The following is a 22,295-nucleotide window of genomic DNA, read 5'->3' as shown; positions in this document are numbered from 1 at the left end:
TTGAACAGGCAGGCCGCTTCCGTCATCACAAGCGCATGCTCGATCTCAAGACCATGCTGCTACTGGAATTCGCGACAACCGCTTTCATGTCAGTTGCCTGGCTTCTCGTCTGGTTCGTCTGGCGCCAGATCTATGAACTGAAGGTCATCGCGGCCGGTTTCTTCGCCATTGCGATTGGATTGTTTCTCTATTTGCAGCGCGGTCCGGACCCATCGCTCATTCGCGTTGTGACGGACAACATGGTGATCAAGTTTGGCCTGGTCCTGTGGGCCGACGGCCTGGCGCGCTTCCTGGGACAACCCCGTTTTGTCGGTATCAGCGCGTTCTGTCTGGCGGCACAGCTCCTGTTCTGGATCTTCGCCGTTATCTATGACCCGACAGACCTCGGTCTGCGCATTCATGCCTCCACTGCCTTCACGGTGGTGATGATGGCACTGATGATCCGGACGCTTTACCGCGACCGCTCCCAACCCCCTTTCCTGCGCTGGATCATGATCTTCCTGCTTGGGGAATATTCCGCCGCAAGTCTGCTGCAGAGCGCACTCGTCTACATTCAGCCATCAACGGTCGCCAATCCGGTGATGACCAACATCAACACATGGTACTTCTTCCAGGGACACATCTTCATTGTCGGCTTTTTCTTCTGTCTGATCTTCATGGTGGGCATGCGCCTGTCCATGGATTTGCGCGACCGAAACGCTGCGCTTGCGCGCGAAGTAACATTGAGACGGCGTCTGGAGGGAGAACTGTCCGCCAGTCTGGAAGGGGAGAAGGCCGCCCGTCAGGACCAGCGCCAGTTGATGCGCATGGTCAGCCATGAGTTTCGCACCCCCCTGGCCGCAATCCGCTACGCTAGCGACATGCTTGCCCTGATGCTGGAACGACCGCAGCAGGCTGTCGCCCAACGTCTGAAAAGCATCGACGAGGCCGTTTCCCGCATGACGATGCTGATCGATCGTTTTCTTGCAAGCGAGCGGCAGGATGAAGGTGTGCTGAAGATCGAGCAGGTGGATTTCTCGGCCCTTTATGAGGACGTTCAGCGGCACTTCGACCATGCCGGCCTTGGCGAACGCCTCAGACTTCATCCCGTTGCGCCGATGCCGGCATACCGGGGAGATACCGAGATGCTCCGCACGGTGATCGTCAATCTGGTCGACAACGCGCTCAAATACTCACCAAAGGACGCCGAGGTCGAGATCACGATAGGGGCCCTCAGCGGTGATATCGTTCTGGAAGTGAAAGACCGCGGGATCGGCATTCCGGATCGGGACCTGGCGCAGATCGGCAACCGCTTCTACAGGGCCTCGAATACAGGCGGAACCGGAGGCAGCGGGCTCGGCCTGCATTCCTGCCGGCAGCTTGTCGGCTATCACCAGGGACATCTGGATTTGAGTGCAAGACAAGGCGGCGGCACGATTGCCAGAGTTTTCCTGCCGCTTCCCGGATTTGCTCGAGCGGACTCTGAGACCATGCAGGAGGAGGAACCGGCATGAACAGGATTTTGATCGTGGAGGACGAAAGTGCTCTTCGCGCCGACCTGTTGGATTATATGCGTCTCAACGGCTTTCAGGTTAGCGGCGCGGGCGGCGCAGCTGAAATGTGGACCGCGCTGGATGACGCGGACCGACCGGATGTCGTGATCCTGGATGTCTCGCTGCCGGATGGAAACGGCTTCGACCTTGCAGGTGACCTGAGGGCGAAAATCAATTGCGGCATCATCATGCTGACCGCACACGGTGACAGCGAAAGCCGTGTCCGCGGGTTCGACAGCGGCGCGGACATCTATCTCGTCAAGCACACCAGCCTCAGGGAAATACTGGCTGCGGTGCAGAGCCTCATACGCAGACTGTCCGGCGCTTCATCAGAAGGCAACAGCACGGCTGAATGGGTGCTGGACAATGTCTCCTGGAAGCTTCTGCCACCGGACGGCGACGCCATAAAGTTGACCGCAACCGAAAGGATCTTTCTGGAAGCCCTGGTCTCCAATTCCGGCGCTCCTTGCGCCCGGGACGATCTTTCCCGGCTTCTTTCCAATCGCCAGACCCAATTCGACAACCGGCATCTGGATGCCGTCGTCAGCCGCCTCAGGCGCAAGATCCAGGATCAGACCGGGGTGGAATCGCCCATCAAGTCTGTCTATGGCGTCGGATATTCCTTTAGCGCCGCCTGCAAGATGGACAGCTAGCCCGGTTTGTCTCGCTCAGGTTGCCGAGCACACGGCGGAACCCGAAGGGTCTGGCACCCTCGCCTTGCATATTTCCGTCGACGCTCGGAATTCTGATATAAGGTGCCTCAAAATGAGGCAATCCGGGATGTCAGGCGCAATCAGTTTTCAGAAAATATCCGTCATGCTGGTCGTCATTGCGATGTCCTGCCTGGCGACACTCCTCCAGTTGACTGCCGCAAACGCGCGGGATCTTCGTGTCCTGACGTCCTTTCCGGACTATTTCACGAAGCCCTTCGTCGATGCGTTTTCGAAGAAGTATCCGGCGATCAACGTTACCGTCCTGAACAAGAACACGGTTGCCTCGGTCGAGGAAATTCTGCTGGACAACCCGCGCGGCTTCGACCTGTTCTGGTCGTCGTCACCGGAGGCCTTTTCCCTTCTCGAGAAATTCGGCCGCCTGCGGGAACGCTCACAGGACAGCAGCCAGACCTTTGTCGATTTCGCCTATTCCGGTGTCGGCTGGTGCTGGACGGAAGACTTTGAAGGCAGGCCGCCCACAAGCTGGAACGATCTGCTGGACGCACGCTTTCAGGACAGGCTGGCCATGTCCCACCCTGCCCGGTCAGGGTCCACGCACATGCTGCTGGAAGTCATCCTTCAGGACCGCGGCTGGGATCGGGGCTGGCAGTATATCTTCGGCCTGTCCCAGAACCTCAAGACCATCACCGCCCGCAGTTTCAGTGTCATAGAAGGGCTCAAGCGCGGCCGCTTCGATGTCGGCCTGTCGATTGATTTTCTCGCGCTGACGGAAGCCGACGACGGCGTCCGCTTTCAATATGGTCAACCGGTCATGATGGCCCCTGCCCGGATTTCCGTTCTCAACCACGGTTCCGCCCATGAGGAGGCGGGCCTGTTCATCGATTTCATGTTGAGCACACCGGCGCAGGAACTGCTGACACAGCCCGACATCCGCAGGATCCCGGTGGACACCACTGTTCGCGAACAATCCCTGAACCAGTTCCCCAGGGAAGTGCAGGCTGCGCTGAAATTCAGCTGGTCCACCTATGACCCCAATCTTGCCGAAACCCGGTATCAGGCCGTCAACGACCTGTTCGACATCTTCATCACCAGAAATCTGGTTCAGCGCAGAAACCTGTTGCGGCGCCTGGAAACGTTGAGCCGTCAGGCGCCTCCCGATCTCGTCCCTTCGCTGATCAAGATTAAGAAGAAGCTCAACCAGCTTCCCGTGTCCGAGATCGATGCCGTGCGCTCGGAACGCTACCGGGACGCGCAGGAGGAAGGCGCGAACTCGCTTGTCGGAACGGGCGAGGAATGGAGCCTTGCCACCTGGCGCGTTGCCGCCAGGGAGCAATTGGCGGAAGTCGATGCCATGCTGACCGGGCTCGAGGCAAGCATCCGGAATGGTCTGACTGTCAATGACTGAGACGGCAAACCGCGGGCGCGGCACGATATGGTTTCGATTGCTGCTGTCCATCCTCACGATTGCCGCGATCACCTGGATCATCCTGGCCATCGGCGTGGTCTTCTTCACTCAGGCACGCAGCGATTTTGGTGAGATCACCGAAAAGAGCATTCCGGAAATCGCCCTGGCCTCCGAACTTTCCGAATATGCGACGCGGCTGGCCGTCATCGCGACCGAGATTGCCGCTCAGACCCGGGAACGCGAACCGGAAGCCATGCGCGAGGATGTGGAAGCCGCAAGCCAGGGCATCTCGGGCCTTCTGGAAACAAACATCCTGAGCGACACGAAAAACACCGCGAAGATAATCGAGGCGAAGGAAACCTTGAGCGACAAGCTCGGGTCCTTCCTGCAGGTCTCCCGGGATCTGCAGGCGATCAACAGGTCGCTGGAACACTACCAGGTGGAACTGCGCTGGCTGCAGATCGATATCCAGACCGAAGTCGCTGCCCGCATTCAGGACCTGTCCTTCAACATCGACAGCCTGTCTTCAGAAATGGTCCGCTCGCAGTCGCGCACCGACCGGGTCGCGGCTGCCGCGATCATCCGGCAGGAAACCCTTCTTCGCGAACAGATGCAGACAATCGGGTCAAGCACTGCGACGGCGATTACCTTCCTGCTGCAGGCACTTTACGTCGACACGGCGGAAAAACTCGCGCAGCTCGAAGATCTGAATTTCGACGCGCTTGAAAACCTCCAGGGCATGCTGGCGGAAGTCCCGCAAAAGGCCGACACCGAAACGCTGGTGTCCTCGCTGGAGCGTCTGCAGGCCTTCGCCTATGACGAAACGGGTGTCTTTGCAGGATCGCGTGACCGGATCGAGCTGCAGCAACAGGCACTTGGCGACCTCAGCACCGCACAGGCCGCCGTCGCAGATCTTCAGGCAGCCCTGGTCGAACTGGGCAGGGAACGCCGTCTTGCCGCCCTCACCTTCACCAATCAGGCAGCCGAACGGCTGCGCATTGCCTCTCTTCTGCTGGCCGTCGCAACTGTTATCTGCGGCGTCATCTGCGCCGGCATTCTGCTGTTTTATGTCCGCAACCAGATTGTTGCCCGACTGCACCGGCTGGCAGAAGCCCTGATCGAGATCGCTCAGGGAAATCTCTCCACGCCGATCCCCACCCGCGGCAACGACGAGATCGCCCGCATGGGGGCAGCGACGGAGATCTTCAGATCCTCCGTGGTCGAACTGAACAGAACCCACGAAAACCTGCAAAAGGAAATCGTCGAGCGCAAACGCGCCTTCGACCAGTTGAAGCAGACCCAGCGCGAACTTGTTCAGGCCGGCAAGCTGGCGGCTCTCGGCCAGATGTCTGCTGGCATCAGTCACGAACTGAACCAGCCGCTCGCGGCTATGAAACATCACCTGCACAACCTTCGACTGCTGCTTGCCAAGGGCAAGAGCGAAGCGGTCGAAGCCAAGGTCGACGTCGTTGAAAACCTTGCCGAGCGGATGTCGCGCGTCATCAAGCACCTGAACGGCATTGCCCGCCGTTCGGACTACGCGGTCAAGGACCTGACACTGGATCACGCCCTGGAACCTGTCGTATCGCTGTTCGAGCGGCGCCTGGAGGAAAGCAGCGTCGCGCTCAAGGTCTCCGACGCTACCGGCAAGCTAACCCTCCGCGCGGATCCCGTGTTGCTGGAACAGGTCCTGATCAACGTCATCGGCAACTCGGTCGACGCCATCGACATGAAAGCGGCAGGCGGCGGTGAAATCCGCATCGAGGCAGAGCAAACCGGCGGTGACGCGACCATCCTGATCGCCGACAACGGCATCGGCCTTCAGGGGCAATCGGCAACGCAGCTGACCGACCCGTTCGTGACCACCAAGGAAGTCGGCAAGGGTCTCGGTCTTGGATTGACCATCTCCTTCAATATCATGCAGGACATGGACGGGCATCTGGAACTTGCGGAAAACGACCAGGGTGGCGTAACCGTTCAGCTGAGGCTGCCATGCGCGGCACAGAACAAGGTGGGGCAGCTTGAGCACTCGGTTTGAAACGGGCGAAATCGTTCTGGTCGACGATGATGCGGATCTGCTGGAAGCAATGCAGGAAACGCTCGAGCTCGCCGGTTTCAGCGTACGTTGCTACGCCAACGCCAATGTGATTGCCGAACAGATCCAGCCCAACTGGAACGGCATCGTCATCAGCGATATTCGCATGCCCGGCAGAACCGGCATGGAGTTTCTGCGCCTGATCCAGGAAAATGCCCCCCAGGTCCCCTTCATCGTCATTACGGCACACGGTGACGTGAAGACCGCGATCCAGGCGATGAAGCACAACGCCTATGACTTCATCGAGAAATCCACCGAACCGCAACACCTGATCGACACGGCCCGCCGGGCACTTGAAAAGCGCAGGCTGCAACTCGAAAACCTGGCGCTGCGGCGCAAGGTTCAGCGCATCCGCGATCCTCAGGGTGAGCTTATCGGCAGTTCGCAGGTCATGGCTGACCTGCGGTCGACGATTTCGCGGATCGGCCCGCTGAATGTCGATGTGCTTCTGCACGGCGAAACCGGCACCGGCAAGGACCTGACCGCACGCTGTCTGCATCAACTGTCCCCGCGCGCGCCGGGACCGCTTGTGACGATCAACTGCGGTGCCGTCACGGAGATGGACATTGACCGCGAACTGTTCGGCTTCGAAACCGAAAACGGCTCCTTCCCGGGGCGGATCGAACGGGCGCAGGGCGGAACACTCTATCTGGATGAACTTGATTCCATGCCCAATGCGCTGCAGACGCGGTTTCTGCGTGTACTGGAAGAGCGCAAGATCACCAGGCTGGGCGGCAGCGATGCCGTCCCGGTCGACATCCGCGTCATCGCCGGCGTGAAGACCAACCCTGCCGCCCTCGTTCACGATGGCCGCCTCCGGGGCGATCTCTATCACCGGATGAATGTGGCAACCCTGTCCCTCCCGCCGGTGCGTGAACGCGGCGGGGATGTCATCGAACTGATGGAACACCTTCTGGATCAGGCCTCGGAAAACCACGGCCTGCCGCTTCCGAAACTGTCGCAGCGCCAGAAAAAGCAGTTCCTAACTTATGACTGGCCCGGCAATGTTCGCGAAATTCGCAACATCGCTGCACGGCTTGTCATCGGCCTGGAGGCTGACCTACAGATAGGCAGCGGCCAGCCCATTGAGGTCTCCACAGGCTATGAGGCGGCCATGACCGCCTTCGAAACCGAGCTCTTGCAGAACGCTCTGCTTCAGACCAGTGGCCGAAAGGCAGAAGCCGCCGAACTGCTCGGAATCCCGCGCAAGAGACTTTACCTGCGCCTGAAAAGCTGTGGCCTTGCGGAGGAAGACGGGTCATGATCGACACGTTGAACGTGTCAGTTTTGACACAAAAATATCAATAAATTCAATAATTTGACTCGAAAATTTCGCCAGTGATAGCGTTTCCTCGCTGAACGAACAAGGGGCTGGATCACCCCCCTTGCGTCAGAATGGAGGAGACATAATCCAATGAGGAAATTACTGGGCCTGACGGCACTGGGACTGCTGGTGTCTGCCGGCGTGGCGAATGCTGCCGACAAGGTGGTCGTCGTGACATCCTTTCCGAAGGAACTGACCGATGCATTCGAAGCCGCCTTTGCTGCATCCAACCTGGACTACGAGCTGGAAATCCTGAGCAAGGGAACATCCGCAGCCGTCAAATACATTCAGGAAACCGCCGGAAACAACACGTCCGACCTGATGTGGGCGTCCGCCCCGGATGCGTTCGAAGTGCTGAAGGGCAACGACCTGCTTGCCAAGGTCGAAATCAACGCCGAAGGCATTCCGGAAAAGATCGGCACGTACCCGATCAATGATCCCGACGGCTTCTATTACGGTTTTGCCGCATCCGGTTACGGCATCATGTGGAACACCCGCTACCTGCAGGCCAACGAGCTGGAACCGGCAAAGGAATGGGAAGACCTGGCCAAGCCGGAATATTTCGGTCATGTCGGCATGTCCGCACCGTCCCGCTCCGGCACCACGCACCTGACGGTCGAAACGCTTCTGCAGGGCGCCGGCTGGGAAAAGGGCTGGGCCGACTGGAAGTGGATGTCCGGTAACATGAACACGGTCACCGAGCGCAGCTTCGGTGTGCCGGATGGCGTCAACTCGGGCAACTTCGGCCTCGGCGTCGTTATCGACTTCTTCGGCTTCTCGTCCCGCGCGTCCGGCTTCCCGGTCGACTTCGCCTATCCGTCGGTCACTGCCGTTGTACCTGCCAACATCGGTGTCGTGAAAAACGCTCCCAACCCGGAAGGTGCAAAGGCGTTCATCGAGTTCGTGCTGTCGCCGGAAGGCCAGCAGGTCCTGTTCGATCCGGCCATCATGCGTCTGCCGGTCAACCCGGCGGCTTACGCGACCGCACCGGACGGCATTCCGAACCCGTTCGAAGGCGATGATGTGAAGGCATCGGTCAACTTCGACGCCGACCGCTCGGAAAAGCGCTACAACGTCGTCAATTCCCTGTTCGACGTCATGGTCACCTACCGTCTGACCGAGCTGCGTGAAGCCGTCAGGGCCGTGCAGCTTGCCGAGATTGCGCTTGCCGACAAGGACAATGCGGAAGCCAAGGCACTGATCGCCGAAGCACGCGCACTCATCGACGCTACCCCCATCACCGAGGAAGAAAGTCTCGACCCCTCCTTCGCCGCCGTCTTCCAGCAGAAACGCAAGAAGGAAAGCGACGTCATCGAGGGCCGCCAGGCAGAAGTCGAGCAGCAGTGGGATGCCTTCGTGGTCGAGAACTACGCAAAGGCCAAGGCTCTGGCGGAAAAAGCCGCCAGCCTCTGACGGAAAACCAAAAACAACATCACGTCGAACTTGCCGCACCGCCCGGAACAGGGAAGGTGCGGCCTCTTCCCCGGAGTTCATAGCCGATGACTACGAGCAATGCAGCGACTGCGCCTGCAAGGCAGTGGCGCATATTTCCCGAGCTGTCCGGCACCGCAATTGCGGGCGTCGCGATCGCCATCTTCCTGCTGGCGTTTCTCATCCTTCCCGTCCTGAAGGTGACCTATGTCGCCTTCCAGGATCCCCACACAGGAGCCCTGACGCTCCAGAATTTCGGCGATTTCTTCCGCTCGTCGCTGTTCCGCAGTTCCTTCGTGAACTCCTTCTACGTCTCGGCGATGTCCGTGGTCGTGGCAACGGTTATCGCCCTGCCGCTGGCCTATATCACCACCCGTTTCAACTTCGGCGGAAGCGCGCTGATCCAGAGCATCGGCGTCATCCCGCTGATCATGCCGCCCTTCGTCGGAGCCATCGCGATGCAGCTCCTGTTCGGCCGCAACGGCACGGTCAACCTTCTGCTGTCGCAATACCTTGGCTTCAAGATCCCGTTCATGGAAGGTCTGAACGGCGTCATCTTCGTCCAGTCCCTGCACTATTTCCCGTTCATCCTGATCAACCTGTCGGCGTCGCTCCGCAACATCGACAAGGCAATGGAAGAATCGGCACAGAACCTCGGCTGCACGGGCTTGCGCCTGTTCCGCCGGATCGTGTTCCCGCTCGCCATGCCCGGTTACATTGCCGGCGCCGCGCTGGTGTTCATCAAGGTCTTTGACGATCTCGGCACCCCGTTGCTGCTCAACGTCAACAACATGCTGGCCCCCCAGGCCTATCTGCGCATTTCCTCCGTCGGCATCAGCGATCCGATGGGCTACGTCATTTCCTTCATCCTGGTGGCCTTCTCGGTCTTTTCGCTGTGGGCGTCCTTCCTGTTCATGCGGGGCAAGGATTACGCCACGGTTCAAAAGGGTGGTGGCGGCCTTGCGCGGCGCGACCTGTCGCGCGGCGAGAAGATCGTTGCCTATGGCGTCGTCGTCTTCATCCTGCTTCTGGTCCTGTCGCCGCATTTCGGTCTGACGCTGCTTGCGTTCGGCACGATCTGGTCGTTCAGCCCGCTGCCGGACGGCTACACACTGGCCAACTTCGCCACCGTGTTCGAACAGTCCCTGCAATATGTGGTCAACACACTGATCTACGCAGGCCTTGCCGCCGGCTTCGACATCATCCTGGGAACGGCAATCGCCTACATCGTGCTGCGAACCGGCATCAAGGGCCGCAAGATGCTCGACTACATGGCGACCGCCGCGCTTGCCGTACCCGGCGTCGTGCTCGGCATCGGCTACCTGCGTCTGTTCCACAGCTTCGAGGTGCCGGTCATCGGCAAGCCGCTGGCGTCCTGGTGGGTCATCATCGTGATCGCCCTGACCGTGCGCCGCCTGCCCTATGCGCTCAGAGCCTGCATGGCCGCGCTTCAGCAGGTCAGCCTGTCGCTTGAGGAAGCAGCGGAAAACCTCGGCGCTTCCAAGGGCCGCTCCATCCGCAGGATCGTCGTTCCGCTGATGGCCGGGGGGATCCTCGCCGGTTTCGTCACCAGCTTTGCCACAGCCGCAGTCGAACTGTCGGCAACCATCATGCTGGTCTCCACCAGCGACGACGCTCCGCTCTCCTACGGGATCTACCTCTACATGCAAAGTCCGTCCGGCCGGGGTGCCGGAGCGGCACTCGGCATCCTCGCCGTCGTGATCGTCGGCCTGGGGACGTACCTGTCGAACCGCATCATCGAGAAGGACCGGGCCCGCAAGGCCGAAGTCCGCGCATCCCACTGAGCGTTCAATTTCGAGGAAACACTTCCAATGACCAGAAAAGCAGTCGAAATACGGATCGAGGACCTGCATCTCTCCTTCGGCACCACCGAAGTCCTGCGCGGCGTCAACATGACCATCGAACCGGGTGAATTCTACGCCTTCCTTGGCCCGTCCGGCTCCGGCAAGTCCACCCTCCTGCGTGCCATTGCAGGCTTCGGCCCGACACCCAGAGGACGCATTCTCATCGGAGGCCGCGACATTGCCAAGCTTCCGCCCTGGAAACGCAATGTCGGCATGGTGTTCCAGTCCTATGCCCTGTGGCCTCACATGTCGGTTCGTGCCAACGTCGCCTTCGGCCTTGAGGAGCGGAAAGTCGCGCGCAAGGACATCGGTACCCGTGTGGAATCAGCACTGGAACTCGTCGGCCTCCTGCATCTCGCCGACCGCATGCCTTCCCAGCTTTCCGGCGGCCAGCAGCAGCGCGTGGCTCTTGCCCGCACCGTCGTCGTCGAGCCGGATGTCCTGCTGCTCGACGAGCCGCTGTCGAACCTTGACGCCAGCCTGCGCATCCAGATGCGCCGGGAACTTTTGTCCCTTCAAAGGAAGCTGGGCCTGACGACCATCTTCGTCACCCACGACCAGGAAGAGGCCAACACCACCGCCGACCGGATGGCCGTGCTCGACGGCGGTGTCATCCAGCAGATGGGCACGCCGCAGGAACTCTACGACACGCCGGCAAATCTGTTCGTGGCAAAATTCCTGGGAACCGCAAACATCATCGACGGAACACTTCAACGTGGCGACGGCGGAAATACCTTCAAGATTGCCTCCGGCGAAGTGCTTCATCTCGGTGCAGGCAGCCCCGACGGTTCTTCGCTCGTGCTGCGGCCGCAGAACATTGAAATCGTCACCGACCAGAACCACCCGGACCTGATTACGGGCAAGGTCAAGCACCGGGAATTTCTCGGCAGCCAGACGCGCTACCTGGTGGAAGCAGCAGGCAGTGAGCTGATCATCGATCAGAAACATGTGGGCGGTGTCGACTGGTACGAACCCGGCATGGAAGTGAAGATGAGCGTCAACACCCGGAACGCCGTGTTGCTCTGACGTTTTTCGGCATCAGGCCTGCACGGGATCGTGCCGGCTTCCTGCCCGGTGCAGGTGTCTTCACGCCATTCAGTTCCGGTGCCCGGCCCAACCTCCTCTCACCCTTCTCCCTGCGGGCGGCCGCCACTGCCGGCTGGGAGGAGCTGAAAGCCCAAGGTTCGGGCGCCGGGGCCCGTGAGCGTCAGTTCACGGGCCATCTTTCGCAGAAACACTTGCCAATATGACGCAAGGTCAAGTTTTTGAAATCGGAATCGCGATACAGGCCTCGCACCGCGAAGAAAATCGCAACGCCTTTCAAGCATTTCAGTGGATCAAGGAAGGTTCCGATGCTCGGTGATATTAGTCAACTTTGGCTAGGCACTTGCCTCACCGATAAAACTGACCTGATCATAAATAGTTTGGTAACAACTACCACCTAGCTTTCCCGGATTACTCCTGTGGCGGCATGGAGTTCAGTGAACCACTGAAACTCGATTCATGGGGGAAACATGAGAGCCGCCGGCAATCTTCCGATATCGATGAAACTCGCCATCTGCATGGCTGTTTCCGTTCTGCTTACAATGTCCGTTGCGGTCGTCGGCTATGTCGCGACCCGCCAGATGGGCGGGGCAATTCAAACCTCCCAGACAACGGGCTCTGCCCTGATGTCCATGGCCCAGCTTAACCGCCTGAAAGCGCGTTACGTCGAATCCGGCAATCCGGATGACGTCTCCGTGGTGAAGGACAGCATGACCGACATCTCCGCGACGCTGTCCGTACTGCAAGCCGGTGGAGAAGACGTTGCCTCGGCGACCGGCAACATTGCGGCATTCTCGACTGCTTTCGACACCCTGGTTGCCTCCGAGGAAGAAATCGAACGCAAACGCCTGCAGATGACGACGTCCCTGGAAAACCTGATGGCGATCGGCCACAGCGTTGCCCAGGCGGCAGCGAAACGCGAACAGAAGCTGGTCGACGAACTGCAATCCTTGAGAACAAGTGGGGAAGCAGCCAGTGAACTCGCGCAGGCAGCAACACTTGCCAGCGCCCACTCCATGCAGCTCAAGCTGGATCTGGAGACCCTGTTTCGACATCCGGACGCGGCTCACATGAAGGCGGTCAGCAAATCCTTCGGCAAGTACTATCTCCTGATCCGCAAGCTGACGTCCTCCGCAACCGTGTCGGAAAACCTGCAGCCCGCACGTGACCTTGCCGAAGGCGCCAACGCCATGCGCGCCCTGCTCTCCGCTGTACAGAAGGATCCGTCCCAGGCGCTGTCCAGGAGAGACGCTCTGACCAAGGGCTTTGACAGCCTTGCAGGCCTGACCGATGCCGTGCGCAATGACCTTGGCCGCGCCTTCAAGACGGCCCACGGCGACATGCTGGCGATCGAGGGACTTGCCCGCTCCGCTGTTGCCGAAGCCAAGGCCGGCGACGACTTTGCTGCCGAAGCCCGGGTGTTGTCAGATGCGTTCTGGCAGTTCCAGGTCAACCGGTCGGATCTTACCCGCAAGGCGGTGCTCGACAGTATCGCGGCCCTGCAGATGCAACAGGAACAGGTGTTGTCCACCATGCTGACGGGAGCCGATGCGGTCGCAGCGCGCACCGCAATCGAAACCCTGGGCAGCGCCTTTGCGAAACTGTCTTCAGCCATGGCAGATTTCCGGGTTGCGCTTGCTGCTGCCGACACTGCCGAGACAAAGTTTGCCGAAGGCATTTCCGCGCTCAACGAAAGGCTGGAAACCAGTGCCGCCAGTACGGAGGCAAGGTCGACACTCATCCTGTTGGCAGTGTCCGCGGTCGGGCTGGTATTCGGCATTGCGGCGGCAGTTGCACTCTGGTTCACCGTTGCCCGCCCCGTGTCCGTTCTGACAGCTGCGACCCGTCGTCTGGCTGACGGCGAAGTCGATGTCACGATCGACGGTGCGGTCACGCGCGACGAGGTTGGGCAGCTCCGTCAGGCACTCCTGATTTTCCGTGACAGCCTGCTGGAAAACCGCCGCCTTGGCGAAGAACGGATGCAAAGCCAGTTGGCCAGTGAGGAGCGCCAACAGCATATAGACCGGCTGGTGGCCGGGTTCCGCAATGACATTCAGGACGTCCTGAAGAGCCTGTCCGAAAATGCCGGACAGATGCAGGACACTGCCCAGTCCATGACGGTGATTGCCGAAACGGCATCTTCCCTCACCGGCAACGCCACCGGTTCCTCGAACGAAGCCTCCGGCAACGTTCAGGCCGTCGCGGCTGCCACCGACGAGATGGCTGCCTCGATTGCCGAGATCGCCCGGCAGGTGGAAACGTCAAGCCAGATCGTCAGCAACGCCGCGGACAACGCCAACCGGACCAGCAGCAAGATCACCGGCCTGGCGGAAACCGCACAAAGCATCGAAGGCGTTGTTTCCCTGATTTCCGAGATCGCCGAACAAACCAACTTGCTGGCGCTCAACGCCACCATCGAGGCGGCTCGTGCCGGGGAAGCCGGCAAGGGCTTTGCCGTTGTGGCGGCAGAGGTCAAGTCGCTGGCAACACAGACCGCAAGAGCGACAAATGAAATCGCCTCGCAGATTGCGGCCATGCAGGCGTCCGCATCGGAAACGGTTACGGCCATCGGCGAGATCGTCGCGATCATGCAGGACGTCTCGGAGTGCACCAGCGCGATTGCTGCTCCTGTCGAGCAGCAGGGCTACGCAACAAACGAAATCGCGCGGAATGCCGCCCTCGCCTCCAATCGAACCATGGCGGTCGTCGAAGACATGTCCAGCGTTTCGGATGCGATCGGCGACACCCGGAAATCCGCAAGCGATGTTCTGAATGCCTCCGACAACCTGAACCAGCAGACAGCACGCATTCGGTCGACCGTGACGACATTCCTCAACGAAGTGGCGGCCGCCTGAGGTCAAACGCCTGCCGGGCAGGAGCACTGACTGCTGCCCGCCCACTCCCCCCCGAGAAACCGGTTCGGCCCGAACGGACCGCCAACATGACACTTAAAAAGACAATCCGATGACCCATCCGAAAATCATCTTCATGCGCCACGGCGAAACAGAATGGAACCTGATCGGCCGTGCGCAAGGCCGGCTGGATTCTCCCCTGACCGCAAAGGGACGCGAGCAGGCGACCCTCTTGGGAAAGATCCTCGCCCGCGAACTGGTATCAGCCGAAGGTTACGACCAGATGGTCAGCCCCTTGGGCCGAACCCTGGAAACCTCGCAGTACCTGCAGCAGAACTTCGACTTTTCGCCGGTTGAAACCGACCTGCTCGTCGAAATCGATGTCGGCGGTTTGAGCGGCCTGACAAGGCCCGAGATGTTCGAGAAGTATCCCGAACACATGAACGGCAAGCCCGGCAACACCTGGTATTTTGGCGCGCCGGGTGGCGAGACACTGCAGCAGATGCGTGAGCGCGCCGGAGCCTGGCTTGCAGGCCTGACGGGACCGACAATCGCAGTGGCCCATGGCCAGATCGGCAAGGTTATTCGAGGTATCGTTCTTGGCCTCGATGACACCGGGATCCTCAGCCTCAAGGAACCGCAGGGCGTGGTTCATGTGCTTGAAAACGGACAGGAAACGGTCTGGAGCTAAAGACTGCGGGCGTGCCCCCGTTCTGCACGCCCAGCACCTTCCCCCGCGAAAAATACAAGACCAAAACCGGAAGACAGGACGAACCCGTCACTTTGGCAATGGTCTTCCTCCATTGACGCTGTGGACAGGAAACCGGTGCTGCAGCTATACAAAGGAGAGTATTCAGCAAGAACTGCTTTATTTCATTCACTTAGCGGGGGCTACAAGTGAACTATTTGCTGCCAGCACATATTATTCGTTTAGGCGTCATTTTAACGACCATCGTATTTATTCAAATAATTTCCAGTACAGGATCCGCCTTTGCGGGTAAGCGTGTCGCACTCATCATCGGCAATTCGAATTACGAACATATTCAATCTCTGAAAAACCCTGAAAACGATGCCCTTCTCATGGCAAAAACCTTGGGCGATGCCGGTTTTGAAGTGAGGCAACTCATCGACGGCAACTACAGGGATATGAAGCGGGAACTTCTCGAGTTTGGTCGCACCTTGCGGGATTCGTCGATCGAAGCAGGCCTGATCTACTACGCCGGGCACGGTGTGCAGGTACGCGGGGAGAATTATCTCATCCCGGTGAACGCCCTTCTGGCGGATGAGGACGAGGTCGATCTCGAGGGCATCAACGTCAACGACTTCCTCAAGGTGATGAACTCGTCCAGCAGTCCGGTGAACATCGTCGTACTGGATGCCTGTCGCAACAATCCCTTCAAAGGCTCTTTCCGCTCGGCCACCCGTGGCCTTGCCCCCATCGATGCACCAATGGGCACCCTGATCGCCTATGCGACGTCACCCGGGCAGGTCGCGATGGACGGTTCCGCTGGAAATTCCCCCTACACGGCCGCCCTCAGCCGCGCCATCGAGACCAGTCCCGGCGAGCCGATTGAATCCGTCTTCAAACAGGCCCGGCGCGATGTTCTGGCCGAAACCGCCGACCGGCAGGTGCCTTGGGAAGTCAGCTCGATCACCGGTGATTTCTACTTTTATGAAGACGGTCCGCTGCCAGACGATACCGCCGGAGAAGCCGGCAGCCAGGGCAGCCTCGACGTCGCCTACTGGACCGCCATTCGCGACAATCCTTCCATCTCGGAACTGCGCGCCTATCTCGCCCAGTTTCCAAACGGCCTTTTCGCAGGTGTCGCCGCCAACCGACTGAAGGACCTCGAAGACAAGCCGCAGGTCCAGGCAAGTCTTGCACCGAGCGAAGCCGAGCAACCGATAAACGAAGCTCCGGTCCCGTCCGACCCGAAGGAACTGACGAGGGCCGTCCAGGTGGAACTCAACAGGCTTGGCTGCGACGCAGGTTCGCCAGACGGTGTCTGGGGCCCGAAAAGTGGCCGCGCGCTCGACACCTTGAGGAACGAAGCCAAGCTTCAGCTTGCGTCCTTGTCTCCCAACGCGGCTGTCCTGAAGAAACTTCGGCAGCTCGACGGCAGGATATGTCCGCTGACCTGTTCCGCCCGCTACGTATTGAAGAACAACGAGTGTGTTCTGAAAACCTGCCCGGCCGGACAACTGCTCTCTTCAGCAGGGCAGTGTTACACGAAGTCGAAACCCAGTCCCCAGTCCTCCTCATCCGGAGGCAACTGCTTCACGTTCAACGGCCAGCAATATTGTGACTGACCTGGCAGAGCGGCACACGTGCTCGAGTTTCAGATGATCGGGGCAAGATGGGGTTGATAAAAACTCTGGCAGCCTGCCTGCTTCTTGCGGCCGGCTTTGCAGGAAACGCAAGCGCGGACGACATGTCCGGCAAGACCATAACGATCGACATCACCATGCCGATCTGCGGTTTTGCCGACGGCACACAGTCCTGCGTCTGGGAACACAGCGCGTGGTTCTATCTCGCCGCCATCTTCTTCGCCGGGAACGACGACCTGTTCTATTCCTTTTCGTTTCACTCGAACTTCGAAACGGAAGGCGTCCGGATACCAACCGGCACGGGATCAGGTGAGAGGGTCAATAAAACCAAATCTGGCGACCCCATCGTCCATTTCGTGGATGTTGAGCGGCTCTCCGCAAACCGTCTTCATGCAGTCCACACCATGGAAATGGTTGAAGACGGATACATCCGGAAAAACGCATTCACGCTGGAAATGAACGGCAAGGAGTGCCGGATCCTGGAGTTCAGGCAGGAGCACTTCTCCAACACCCAGCTCAAGTACGCCTATGGAAAGCCGACCTCGCTCATTTGCAAGGTTCAGGACGGTCCGCAAACCGATGTCTATGGAAAGTGACGGCATGGACAGCGCACCGGCAAACCCGCAACCACAGCTCCAAACAAATCCATCAACATCGAATTTCAAGATCCTCCAGATGGAGGGCATTTTCCCGGAAGGAGACTTATTGTGAAGAAGATTTTGTTCCTGGCATTGACGACCTCAATGCTGGGTATGGCCGGTTGCCAGTCGACGGCACCGGAAGGCGCCTCCCCGGCCCAGAGTTCCAAATCAGCTCCCGCGACCTTCGATCTCGGCAGCAAGAAGATTTTCCTGAGCTCGAATATCAAGATCGAGCAGAAGGACTATTATTCCAACACCAACAAGGGTTCGTTCACCGAAACCAACAACCGCACAGGCACCACGGCCGTTCTGATCCGCCAGAACGGCGACAATCTGCTGGTCGCCGATCCGGACAACCAGGCGGGAACCGTGTTTGTGAACGGTAAAAGCGTCAAGACCTCCGGCAGCATCTCCGGCAAGGGCAGGACCAACTGCGTCAAGCTGGAAATCGAGGAAGGCTACAAGCGGAATATCTGTTCGCGCTACACCTACAGCAACGGCATCGTCGAAATTTCCGAAGAGGAAAAGGACCCAGCCGAGGACCGCACCACAAAGCGGACCTACAAGTTCGCCTATGACGGCAACAGCTGCCGCTTCATCAGTTTCTCGGAGTTCTCGAACGCCAAGAACGGCTATTGTGACGGACCCTGCCTTGGCTACTACGGCGGCAAGACCAAGTGGCGCTACACAATCAACAGCACATCGACTTCAGGCAACTGCAGCATTCGCTGATTGGACCTGACGCGTTGCCCCGGGCCGCCGCTTTCCAGCTTACGTTTCCCCGGGGCAACCATCCTCACCTGACGGATATGATGGCCGGAGCGCAACGCGGCGAACGCCTATCATTTGCCGCCACTCCCTTCCGGCGTGGCGCGCTTGCCGGACACTTCACCACGCACCCGAAACCCTGACATTTCCCTGATAATTCGCGACCGTTTTCGTACCGTGCCGCGTTCTCGAAACACGACCAGCCTGTCGCAATCACAAGCCAGCTTTTCCTGACGATTTGAACCACCGTGTCGTGGCGCTTATGCCGCCATGACGCAATTACGCTATTTTGCCTGTCGATCAGTCGCGATACTGCCGCCACGAAACGGAAATCCGGTGCAGTCGCACGGACCGGACGCAGGCGGACTGCGCTCCGGTCGATGAAAAAGGAATGAGACATGTCAGCATTTCCTGACAAGGCACAGATCGTCATCGTCGGTCTCGGCGGTATCGTCGGCGCGTCGATCGCACATCACCTCATCGAACGCGGCTGGACCGACATTGTCGGCATCGACAAGTCCGGCATTCCGACCGACATCGGTTCGACGGCCCATGCGTCCGACTTCTGCTACACCACCAGCCACGACTACCTGTCCGTCTGGACCACCCAGTACTCCATCGACTTCTTCGACAAGATGGGTCACTACGCCCGCGTCGGCGGTCTGGAAGTCGCGCGCACCGGCGACGACACCTGGATGGAGGAAATCAAGCGCAAGGTGACCTCGGGCAAGGCCTTCGGCACCAATGTGCGCCTCGTGACCCCGGCCGAGATCAAGGAAAAGTTTCCGCTGATCGAAGAGGACATGGTCCAGGGCGGCATGTGGGACCCGGATGCAGGTCTCGTTATCCCGCGCTCGCAGACGGTTGCAGGCAAGCTTGTTGATGAAGGCGAGAAGACCGGCAAGCTGAAAGCCTTTGCCAATACCCCGGCCCAGTCCCTTATCGTCGAGGACGGCCACATCAAGGGCGTCAAGACCCACCGCGGCACGATCATGGCTGACCATGTCATCGTTTGCGCCGGTCTGTGGGGCCGCCTGATTGCCGAGATGGTTGGCGAAGACCTGCCGGTAATGCCGGTCGACCATCCGCTGACTTTCTTCGGCCCGTACAACGAATTCGAAGGCACCGGCAAGGACATCGGCTATCCGCTGCTGCGCGACCAGGGCAACTCCGCCTACATGCGCGACACGGGCGATCCCAAGACGGCCGAAGGCGGCCAGATCGAGTGGGGGTACTACGAACCGACCCATCCGCGAATGTGCCACCCGCGCGATCTCCTGGAGAAGGATCAGGCACGCCTGTCCCCCTCCCAGCGCGATCTGGAAATGGAACAGGTCATGGAGCCGCTCGAGCGCGCCATGGAGCTGACCCCGATCCTGGGCGAGATCGGCTACAACGAAGGCCATTCCTTCAACGGCCTTCTGCAGGTTTCCGCGGCCGGCGGCCCCTCCTGCGGTGAAAGCCAGAAAGTCCGCGGCCTGTGGTACTGCGTTGCGATCTGGGTCAAGGACGGACCTGGCTACGGCAAGCTGCTGGCTGACTGGATCACCGATGGCCGGACTGAAATCGACCATGCGTCCATCGACTATTCGCGCTTCTATTCCCACCAGCTGACCGAGAAATACATCGAGGACCGCTGCTACGAAGCTGCGCAGAAGATCTATTTCCCGGCGATCCACCCGCGTGAGCCTTACCTGACGAGCCGCAGCGTCAAGCGGTCCCCGTTCTACGACCGCGAGGTTGAACTCGGCGGCCACTTCATGGAACTGGGCGGCTGGGAACGCGCGCATGGGTATGCCGCCAACGAGCATCTGCTGGAAAAGTACGGCGACCGGGTTCCGGTTCGTGAAAACGAATGGGACAACCGCCATTTCTGGCGCGTCTCCAACGCCGAGCAGCTCGAACTCAGCGAGAACTGCGGCATCATCAACCTGTCGCACTTCTACATGTTCGACGTCGAAGGCCCGGACCACGTGGAACTGCTGGAGTGGCTGTGTGCCGCGAAGATCGGCGGCGATGCCAACATCGGCAAGGGTATCTACACCCACTTCCTCGATGACGAAGGCAACGTACGTGCCGACCTCACGGTCTTCCGCATGGCAGACCGCTGCCGCATCGTCGACGGTGCGGACGCCGGCCCGCGCGACTATCACTATGTGAAGCGCATCGCCGAGGACAAAGGCTTCGACGTCACGGTGACCGACGTCAGCGAGCAGTACACCACCATCGGCATCTGGGGCCCGAACGCCCGTGAGAACCTGAAGAAAGTGGTTGCCGATCCGGCAGCACTCGATCCGGAAAATTTCCCGTTTGCGGGCATCCGCCAGATCGAGATCGCCGGCAAGTCCGTCATGGCCCTGCGCCTGTCCTATGTCGGTGAACAGGGCTGGGAACTGCACATGAAGTACGAAGACGGCCTGGCCGTCTGGGACGCTCTGCGGTCCACGGGTGTCATCGCAGTCGGCGTCGAAACCTACGCCAACTCGCGCCGCATGGAAAAATCCCTGCGCCTGCAGAACGCCGATCTTCTGACCCAGTATAACCTCCTGGAGGCTGATCTGGCCCGCCCGAAGGTCAAGGAAGCGGATTTCCGCGGCAAGGCAAAGCACGTCGAGTACCGGGAGCGCGAAAAGCAGCCGGCCATGCTCTGCACGCTGGTGATGCTTGAAAACACAGATGCAAGCGGTGTCAAACGTTACCCGGTCGGCGCGATGCCGGTGCAGGATCCGGACACGGGCAAAACGCTGGTCGACAGCCTGGGCCGTATTTCCTACACGACCTCGGTCGCCTATGGCCCGACCATCGGCAAGAACATCGCTCTTGCCTACCTGCCGCAGGAGTACTGCCAGGTCGGCCGCAAGCTGAATGTCGAGTATTTCTCGGAAACCTACCCGGTCGAGGTCGCCGGTGTCGGCTATCAGCCGCTCTACGATCCGGAAAACCAGAAACCACGGTCCTGATGACCAAGGCCCGTGACAGGCAACGACGTGCCACGGACTGACCTCAGATCACAAGAACAAGCTAAAGCCCCATCTCACGACCCCAAAAAGCGCCGCTCGCCGGCGCTTTTTCCTTTCGTGGCACGCGCGGCGGCCTTAACCGCCCCGCATGACAATCCCTTCTTCGACCCATCTGTCGAAAACGCCAAGCGCAGCATCCGCAAACGCCTTGTCGTTGATATGCGCCGAAACCTCGGTCGTCTCGATGCGGCCCGGGAAGACTGTCCTGACTTCGTCGATGAAGGCCGCCAGCCCCTCCGGATCGTGGGCTTCCTCGCCCTCCTTGTCCCAGGCCTCGATGCCGCCAAGCGGCAACAGGAAATGGGTCGGCCCCTTGGCCGCCTCCAGCCGGTCGGCGAGTGCATTCGCCCACTGACGGCGCTCCTGCGGGTTGAAGACGGAGCTCTTGATCAGACGATTGTGCTCGTGAAACGGCCTGTCGGCATATTGCGCCGGGATTTCCTGCCAGCCGGCAAAATCCACCAGATCAAGCGCGCCCGGCGCCACGATCTGCGGCGTGCCCAGCCTGCCTGCATTCTGCAGCCGGTCCGGCCCGCTGCTGACTAGCGACCCTGCCAGGAGATTGCCGAATTCCTGCAAGCAGAAATCCATGACGCAGCAGAACGCCCCTTCCCGCGCCAGGCTTTCGAAGGCCATGCCGCCCATGCCGGTGGAATGGAAGACAGCGACTTCGTACCCCCGGTCTTCAAGTGCCGGTTTCAGAAGCTTCATATAGGACAGGCAACTGGAGCCAAGCGATGTCATGCCGACCAGCGGCTTTGAGCGATCCGGCATCTGCGCGGCCCTGGCGGCACCCAGCACGGCGCCCGCGGCCTGCGCCAGCGACGACTTGCAGATTTCGTTGAGGCCATAAAGGCCACCGGCCCACAGGATCATCTGGATATCTGGCGCCAGCCGTTCCGGCGGGATCAGAGACGAGAAGCTGACCGTGGACACGATGAATTTCGGCACGCCCATCGGCAGCGCCTGGGCACAATCGAGTGCCAGGTCCGTCCCCATGGTTCCGCCAAGCGCGATCATGCCGTCGATACGGCCTTGCGCATAAAGGTCGGCGACAAGCTTTGCCGCACCCTGCGCCATCACCTGAAAAGCCTTGTTCTCGTCGCCTTGCGCAATCACGTCCTCAATGGACATGCCGCCTGCCCTGGCGACCTCATGCTTGGAAATGCCGGTCGGCATCGCAGGATCACCCAGCACGCTGACATCCATCGTCAGCACCTCGCCGCCCTGGTCGCGTATGGTCTGCTCGATGAATTCCAGTTCGGCATTCTTGGTGTCGTAGGTCCCGATGGACAGGATTGTCTTGGTCATGGATA

General features: G+C 59.8%; 15 protein-coding genes. 14 read left to right on the top strand and 1 reads right to left on the bottom strand.

Annotation, left to right across the window (positions count from 1 at the left end; translation table 11 throughout):
• Positions 1-35 precede the first annotated feature (35 nt).
• The 14 genes from ACYQ6M_RS02880 (at position 36) to ACYQ6M_RS02815 (ending at position 20,919) form a co-directional block, all read left to right on the top strand.
• Positions 36-1,493, top strand: coding sequence for a sensor histidine kinase (locus tag ACYQ6M_RS02880; RefSeq protein ID WP_460072030.1), 1,458 nt, complete (start codon positions 36-38; stop codon positions 1,491-1,493).
• Positions 1,490-2,185, top strand: a complete 696-nt coding sequence (locus tag ACYQ6M_RS02875) for a response regulator transcription factor (protein ID WP_152505720.1) — start codon at positions 1,490-1,492, stop codon at positions 2,183-2,185. The genes ACYQ6M_RS02880 and ACYQ6M_RS02875 overlap by 4 nt, the downstream gene beginning before the upstream one ends.
• 163 nt (positions 2,186-2,348) lie before the next feature.
• Complete coding sequence (locus tag ACYQ6M_RS02870) at positions 2,349-3,611, top strand: ABC transporter substrate-binding protein (RefSeq protein ID WP_460072028.1); 1,263 nt, start codon at positions 2,349-2,351, stop codon at positions 3,609-3,611.
• Positions 3,604-5,649: an ATP-binding protein gene (locus ACYQ6M_RS02865; RefSeq protein WP_460072026.1), complete on the top strand. Its 2,046-nt coding sequence runs from the start codon at positions 3,604-3,606 to the stop codon at positions 5,647-5,649. Before ACYQ6M_RS02870 ends, ACYQ6M_RS02865 begins: the two co-directional genes overlap by 8 nt.
• Positions 5,633-6,970: a sigma-54-dependent transcriptional regulator gene (locus tag ACYQ6M_RS02860; protein ID WP_460072024.1), complete on the top strand. Its 1,338-nt coding sequence runs from the start codon at positions 5,633-5,635 to the stop codon at positions 6,968-6,970. The genes ACYQ6M_RS02865 and ACYQ6M_RS02860 overlap by 17 nt, the downstream gene beginning before the upstream one ends.
• 150 nt (positions 6,971-7,120) lie before the next feature.
• Positions 7,121-8,443 (top strand): ABC transporter substrate-binding protein, encoded by a 1,323-nt coding sequence (locus ACYQ6M_RS02855; protein ID WP_460072022.1) that lies wholly within the window; start codon positions 7,121-7,123, stop codon positions 8,441-8,443.
• A gap of 86 nt (positions 8,444-8,529) precedes the next feature.
• Entirely contained in the window at positions 8,530-10,266 is a 1,737-nt protein-coding gene (locus tag ACYQ6M_RS02850; RefSeq protein ID WP_055656025.1) for an ABC transporter permease, read from the top strand.
• Between the two features lie 27 nt (positions 10,267-10,293).
• Positions 10,294-11,352 carry an ABC transporter ATP-binding protein gene (locus tag ACYQ6M_RS02845; RefSeq protein ID WP_023003308.1) on the top strand — a complete coding sequence of 353 codons (1,059 nt, stop codon included), beginning with the start codon at positions 10,294-10,296 and terminating at the stop codon, positions 11,350-11,352.
• Positions 11,353-11,840: 488 nt separating this feature from the next.
• On the top strand, positions 11,841-14,225 hold the full coding sequence (locus tag ACYQ6M_RS02840) for a methyl-accepting chemotaxis protein (RefSeq protein ID WP_460072020.1): 2,385 nt from the start codon (positions 11,841-11,843) through the stop codon (positions 14,223-14,225).
• 109 nt (positions 14,226-14,334) lie between these two features.
• Entirely contained in the window at positions 14,335-14,913 is a 579-nt protein-coding gene (locus tag ACYQ6M_RS02835; protein WP_023003301.1) for a histidine phosphatase family protein, read from the top strand.
• 206 nt (positions 14,914-15,119) lie between these two features.
• On the top strand, positions 15,120-16,532 hold the full coding sequence (locus tag ACYQ6M_RS02830; RefSeq protein ID WP_081713232.1) for a caspase family protein: 1,413 nt from the start codon (positions 15,120-15,122) through the stop codon (positions 16,530-16,532).
• Between the two features lie 47 nt (positions 16,533-16,579).
• Positions 16,580-17,146, top strand: coding sequence for a hypothetical protein (locus ACYQ6M_RS02825; protein WP_460072017.1), 567 nt, complete (start codon positions 16,580-16,582; stop codon positions 17,144-17,146).
• Positions 17,147-17,257: 111 nt separating this feature from the next.
• Entirely contained in the window at positions 17,258-17,923 is a 666-nt protein-coding gene (locus ACYQ6M_RS02820) for a hypothetical protein (RefSeq protein ID WP_055656035.1), read from the top strand.
• 434 nt (positions 17,924-18,357) lie between these two features.
• Entirely contained in the window at positions 18,358-20,919 is a 2,562-nt protein-coding gene (locus tag ACYQ6M_RS02815) for a GcvT family protein (RefSeq protein WP_460072015.1), read from the top strand.
• Between the two features lie 135 nt (positions 20,920-21,054).
• On the opposite strand, the gene ACYQ6M_RS02810 is transcribed toward ACYQ6M_RS02815, so the two are convergent.
• Entirely contained in the window at positions 21,055-22,290 is a 1,236-nt protein-coding gene (locus ACYQ6M_RS02810) for a Tm-1-like ATP-binding domain-containing protein (RefSeq protein WP_460072014.1), read from the bottom strand.
• Between the last annotated feature and the right edge of the window lie 5 nt (positions 22,291-22,295).

It is taken from the genome of Roseibium sp. ROS1 (assembly GCF_054658215.1).
This window is presented reverse-complemented; position numbering and strand designations above follow the sequence as displayed.

Coding starts and splice junctions, on each gene's coding strand:
- ACYQ6M_RS02840 (WP_460072020.1), top strand. CDS start 11,841: ATGAGAGCCGCCGGCAATCTTCCGATATCGATGAAACTCGCCATCTGC.
- ACYQ6M_RS02870 (WP_460072028.1), top strand. CDS start 2,349: ATGCTGGTCGTCATTGCGATGTCCTGCCTGGCGACACTCCTCCAGTTG.
- ACYQ6M_RS02850 (WP_055656025.1), top strand. CDS start 8,530: ATGACTACGAGCAATGCAGCGACTGCGCCTGCAAGGCAGTGGCGCATA.
- ACYQ6M_RS02875 (WP_152505720.1), top strand. CDS start 1,490: ATGAACAGGATTTTGATCGTGGAGGACGAAAGTGCTCTTCGCGCCGAC.
- ACYQ6M_RS02855 (WP_460072022.1), top strand. CDS start 7,121: ATGAGGAAATTACTGGGCCTGACGGCACTGGGACTGCTGGTGTCTGCC.
- ACYQ6M_RS02825 (WP_460072017.1), top strand. CDS start 16,580: ATGGGGTTGATAAAAACTCTGGCAGCCTGCCTGCTTCTTGCGGCCGGC.
- ACYQ6M_RS02835 (WP_023003301.1), top strand. CDS start 14,335: ATGACCCATCCGAAAATCATCTTCATGCGCCACGGCGAAACAGAATGG.
- ACYQ6M_RS02845 (WP_023003308.1), top strand. CDS start 10,294: ATGACCAGAAAAGCAGTCGAAATACGGATCGAGGACCTGCATCTCTCC.
- ACYQ6M_RS02815 (WP_460072015.1), top strand. CDS start 18,358: ATGTCAGCATTTCCTGACAAGGCACAGATCGTCATCGTCGGTCTCGGC.
- ACYQ6M_RS02865 (WP_460072026.1), top strand. CDS start 3,604: ATGACTGAGACGGCAAACCGCGGGCGCGGCACGATATGGTTTCGATTG.
- ACYQ6M_RS02880 (WP_460072030.1), top strand. CDS start 36: ATGCTCGATCTCAAGACCATGCTGCTACTGGAATTCGCGACAACCGCT.
- ACYQ6M_RS02810 (WP_460072014.1), bottom strand. CDS start 22,290: ATGACCAAGACAATCCTGTCCATCGGGACCTACGACACCAAGAATGCC.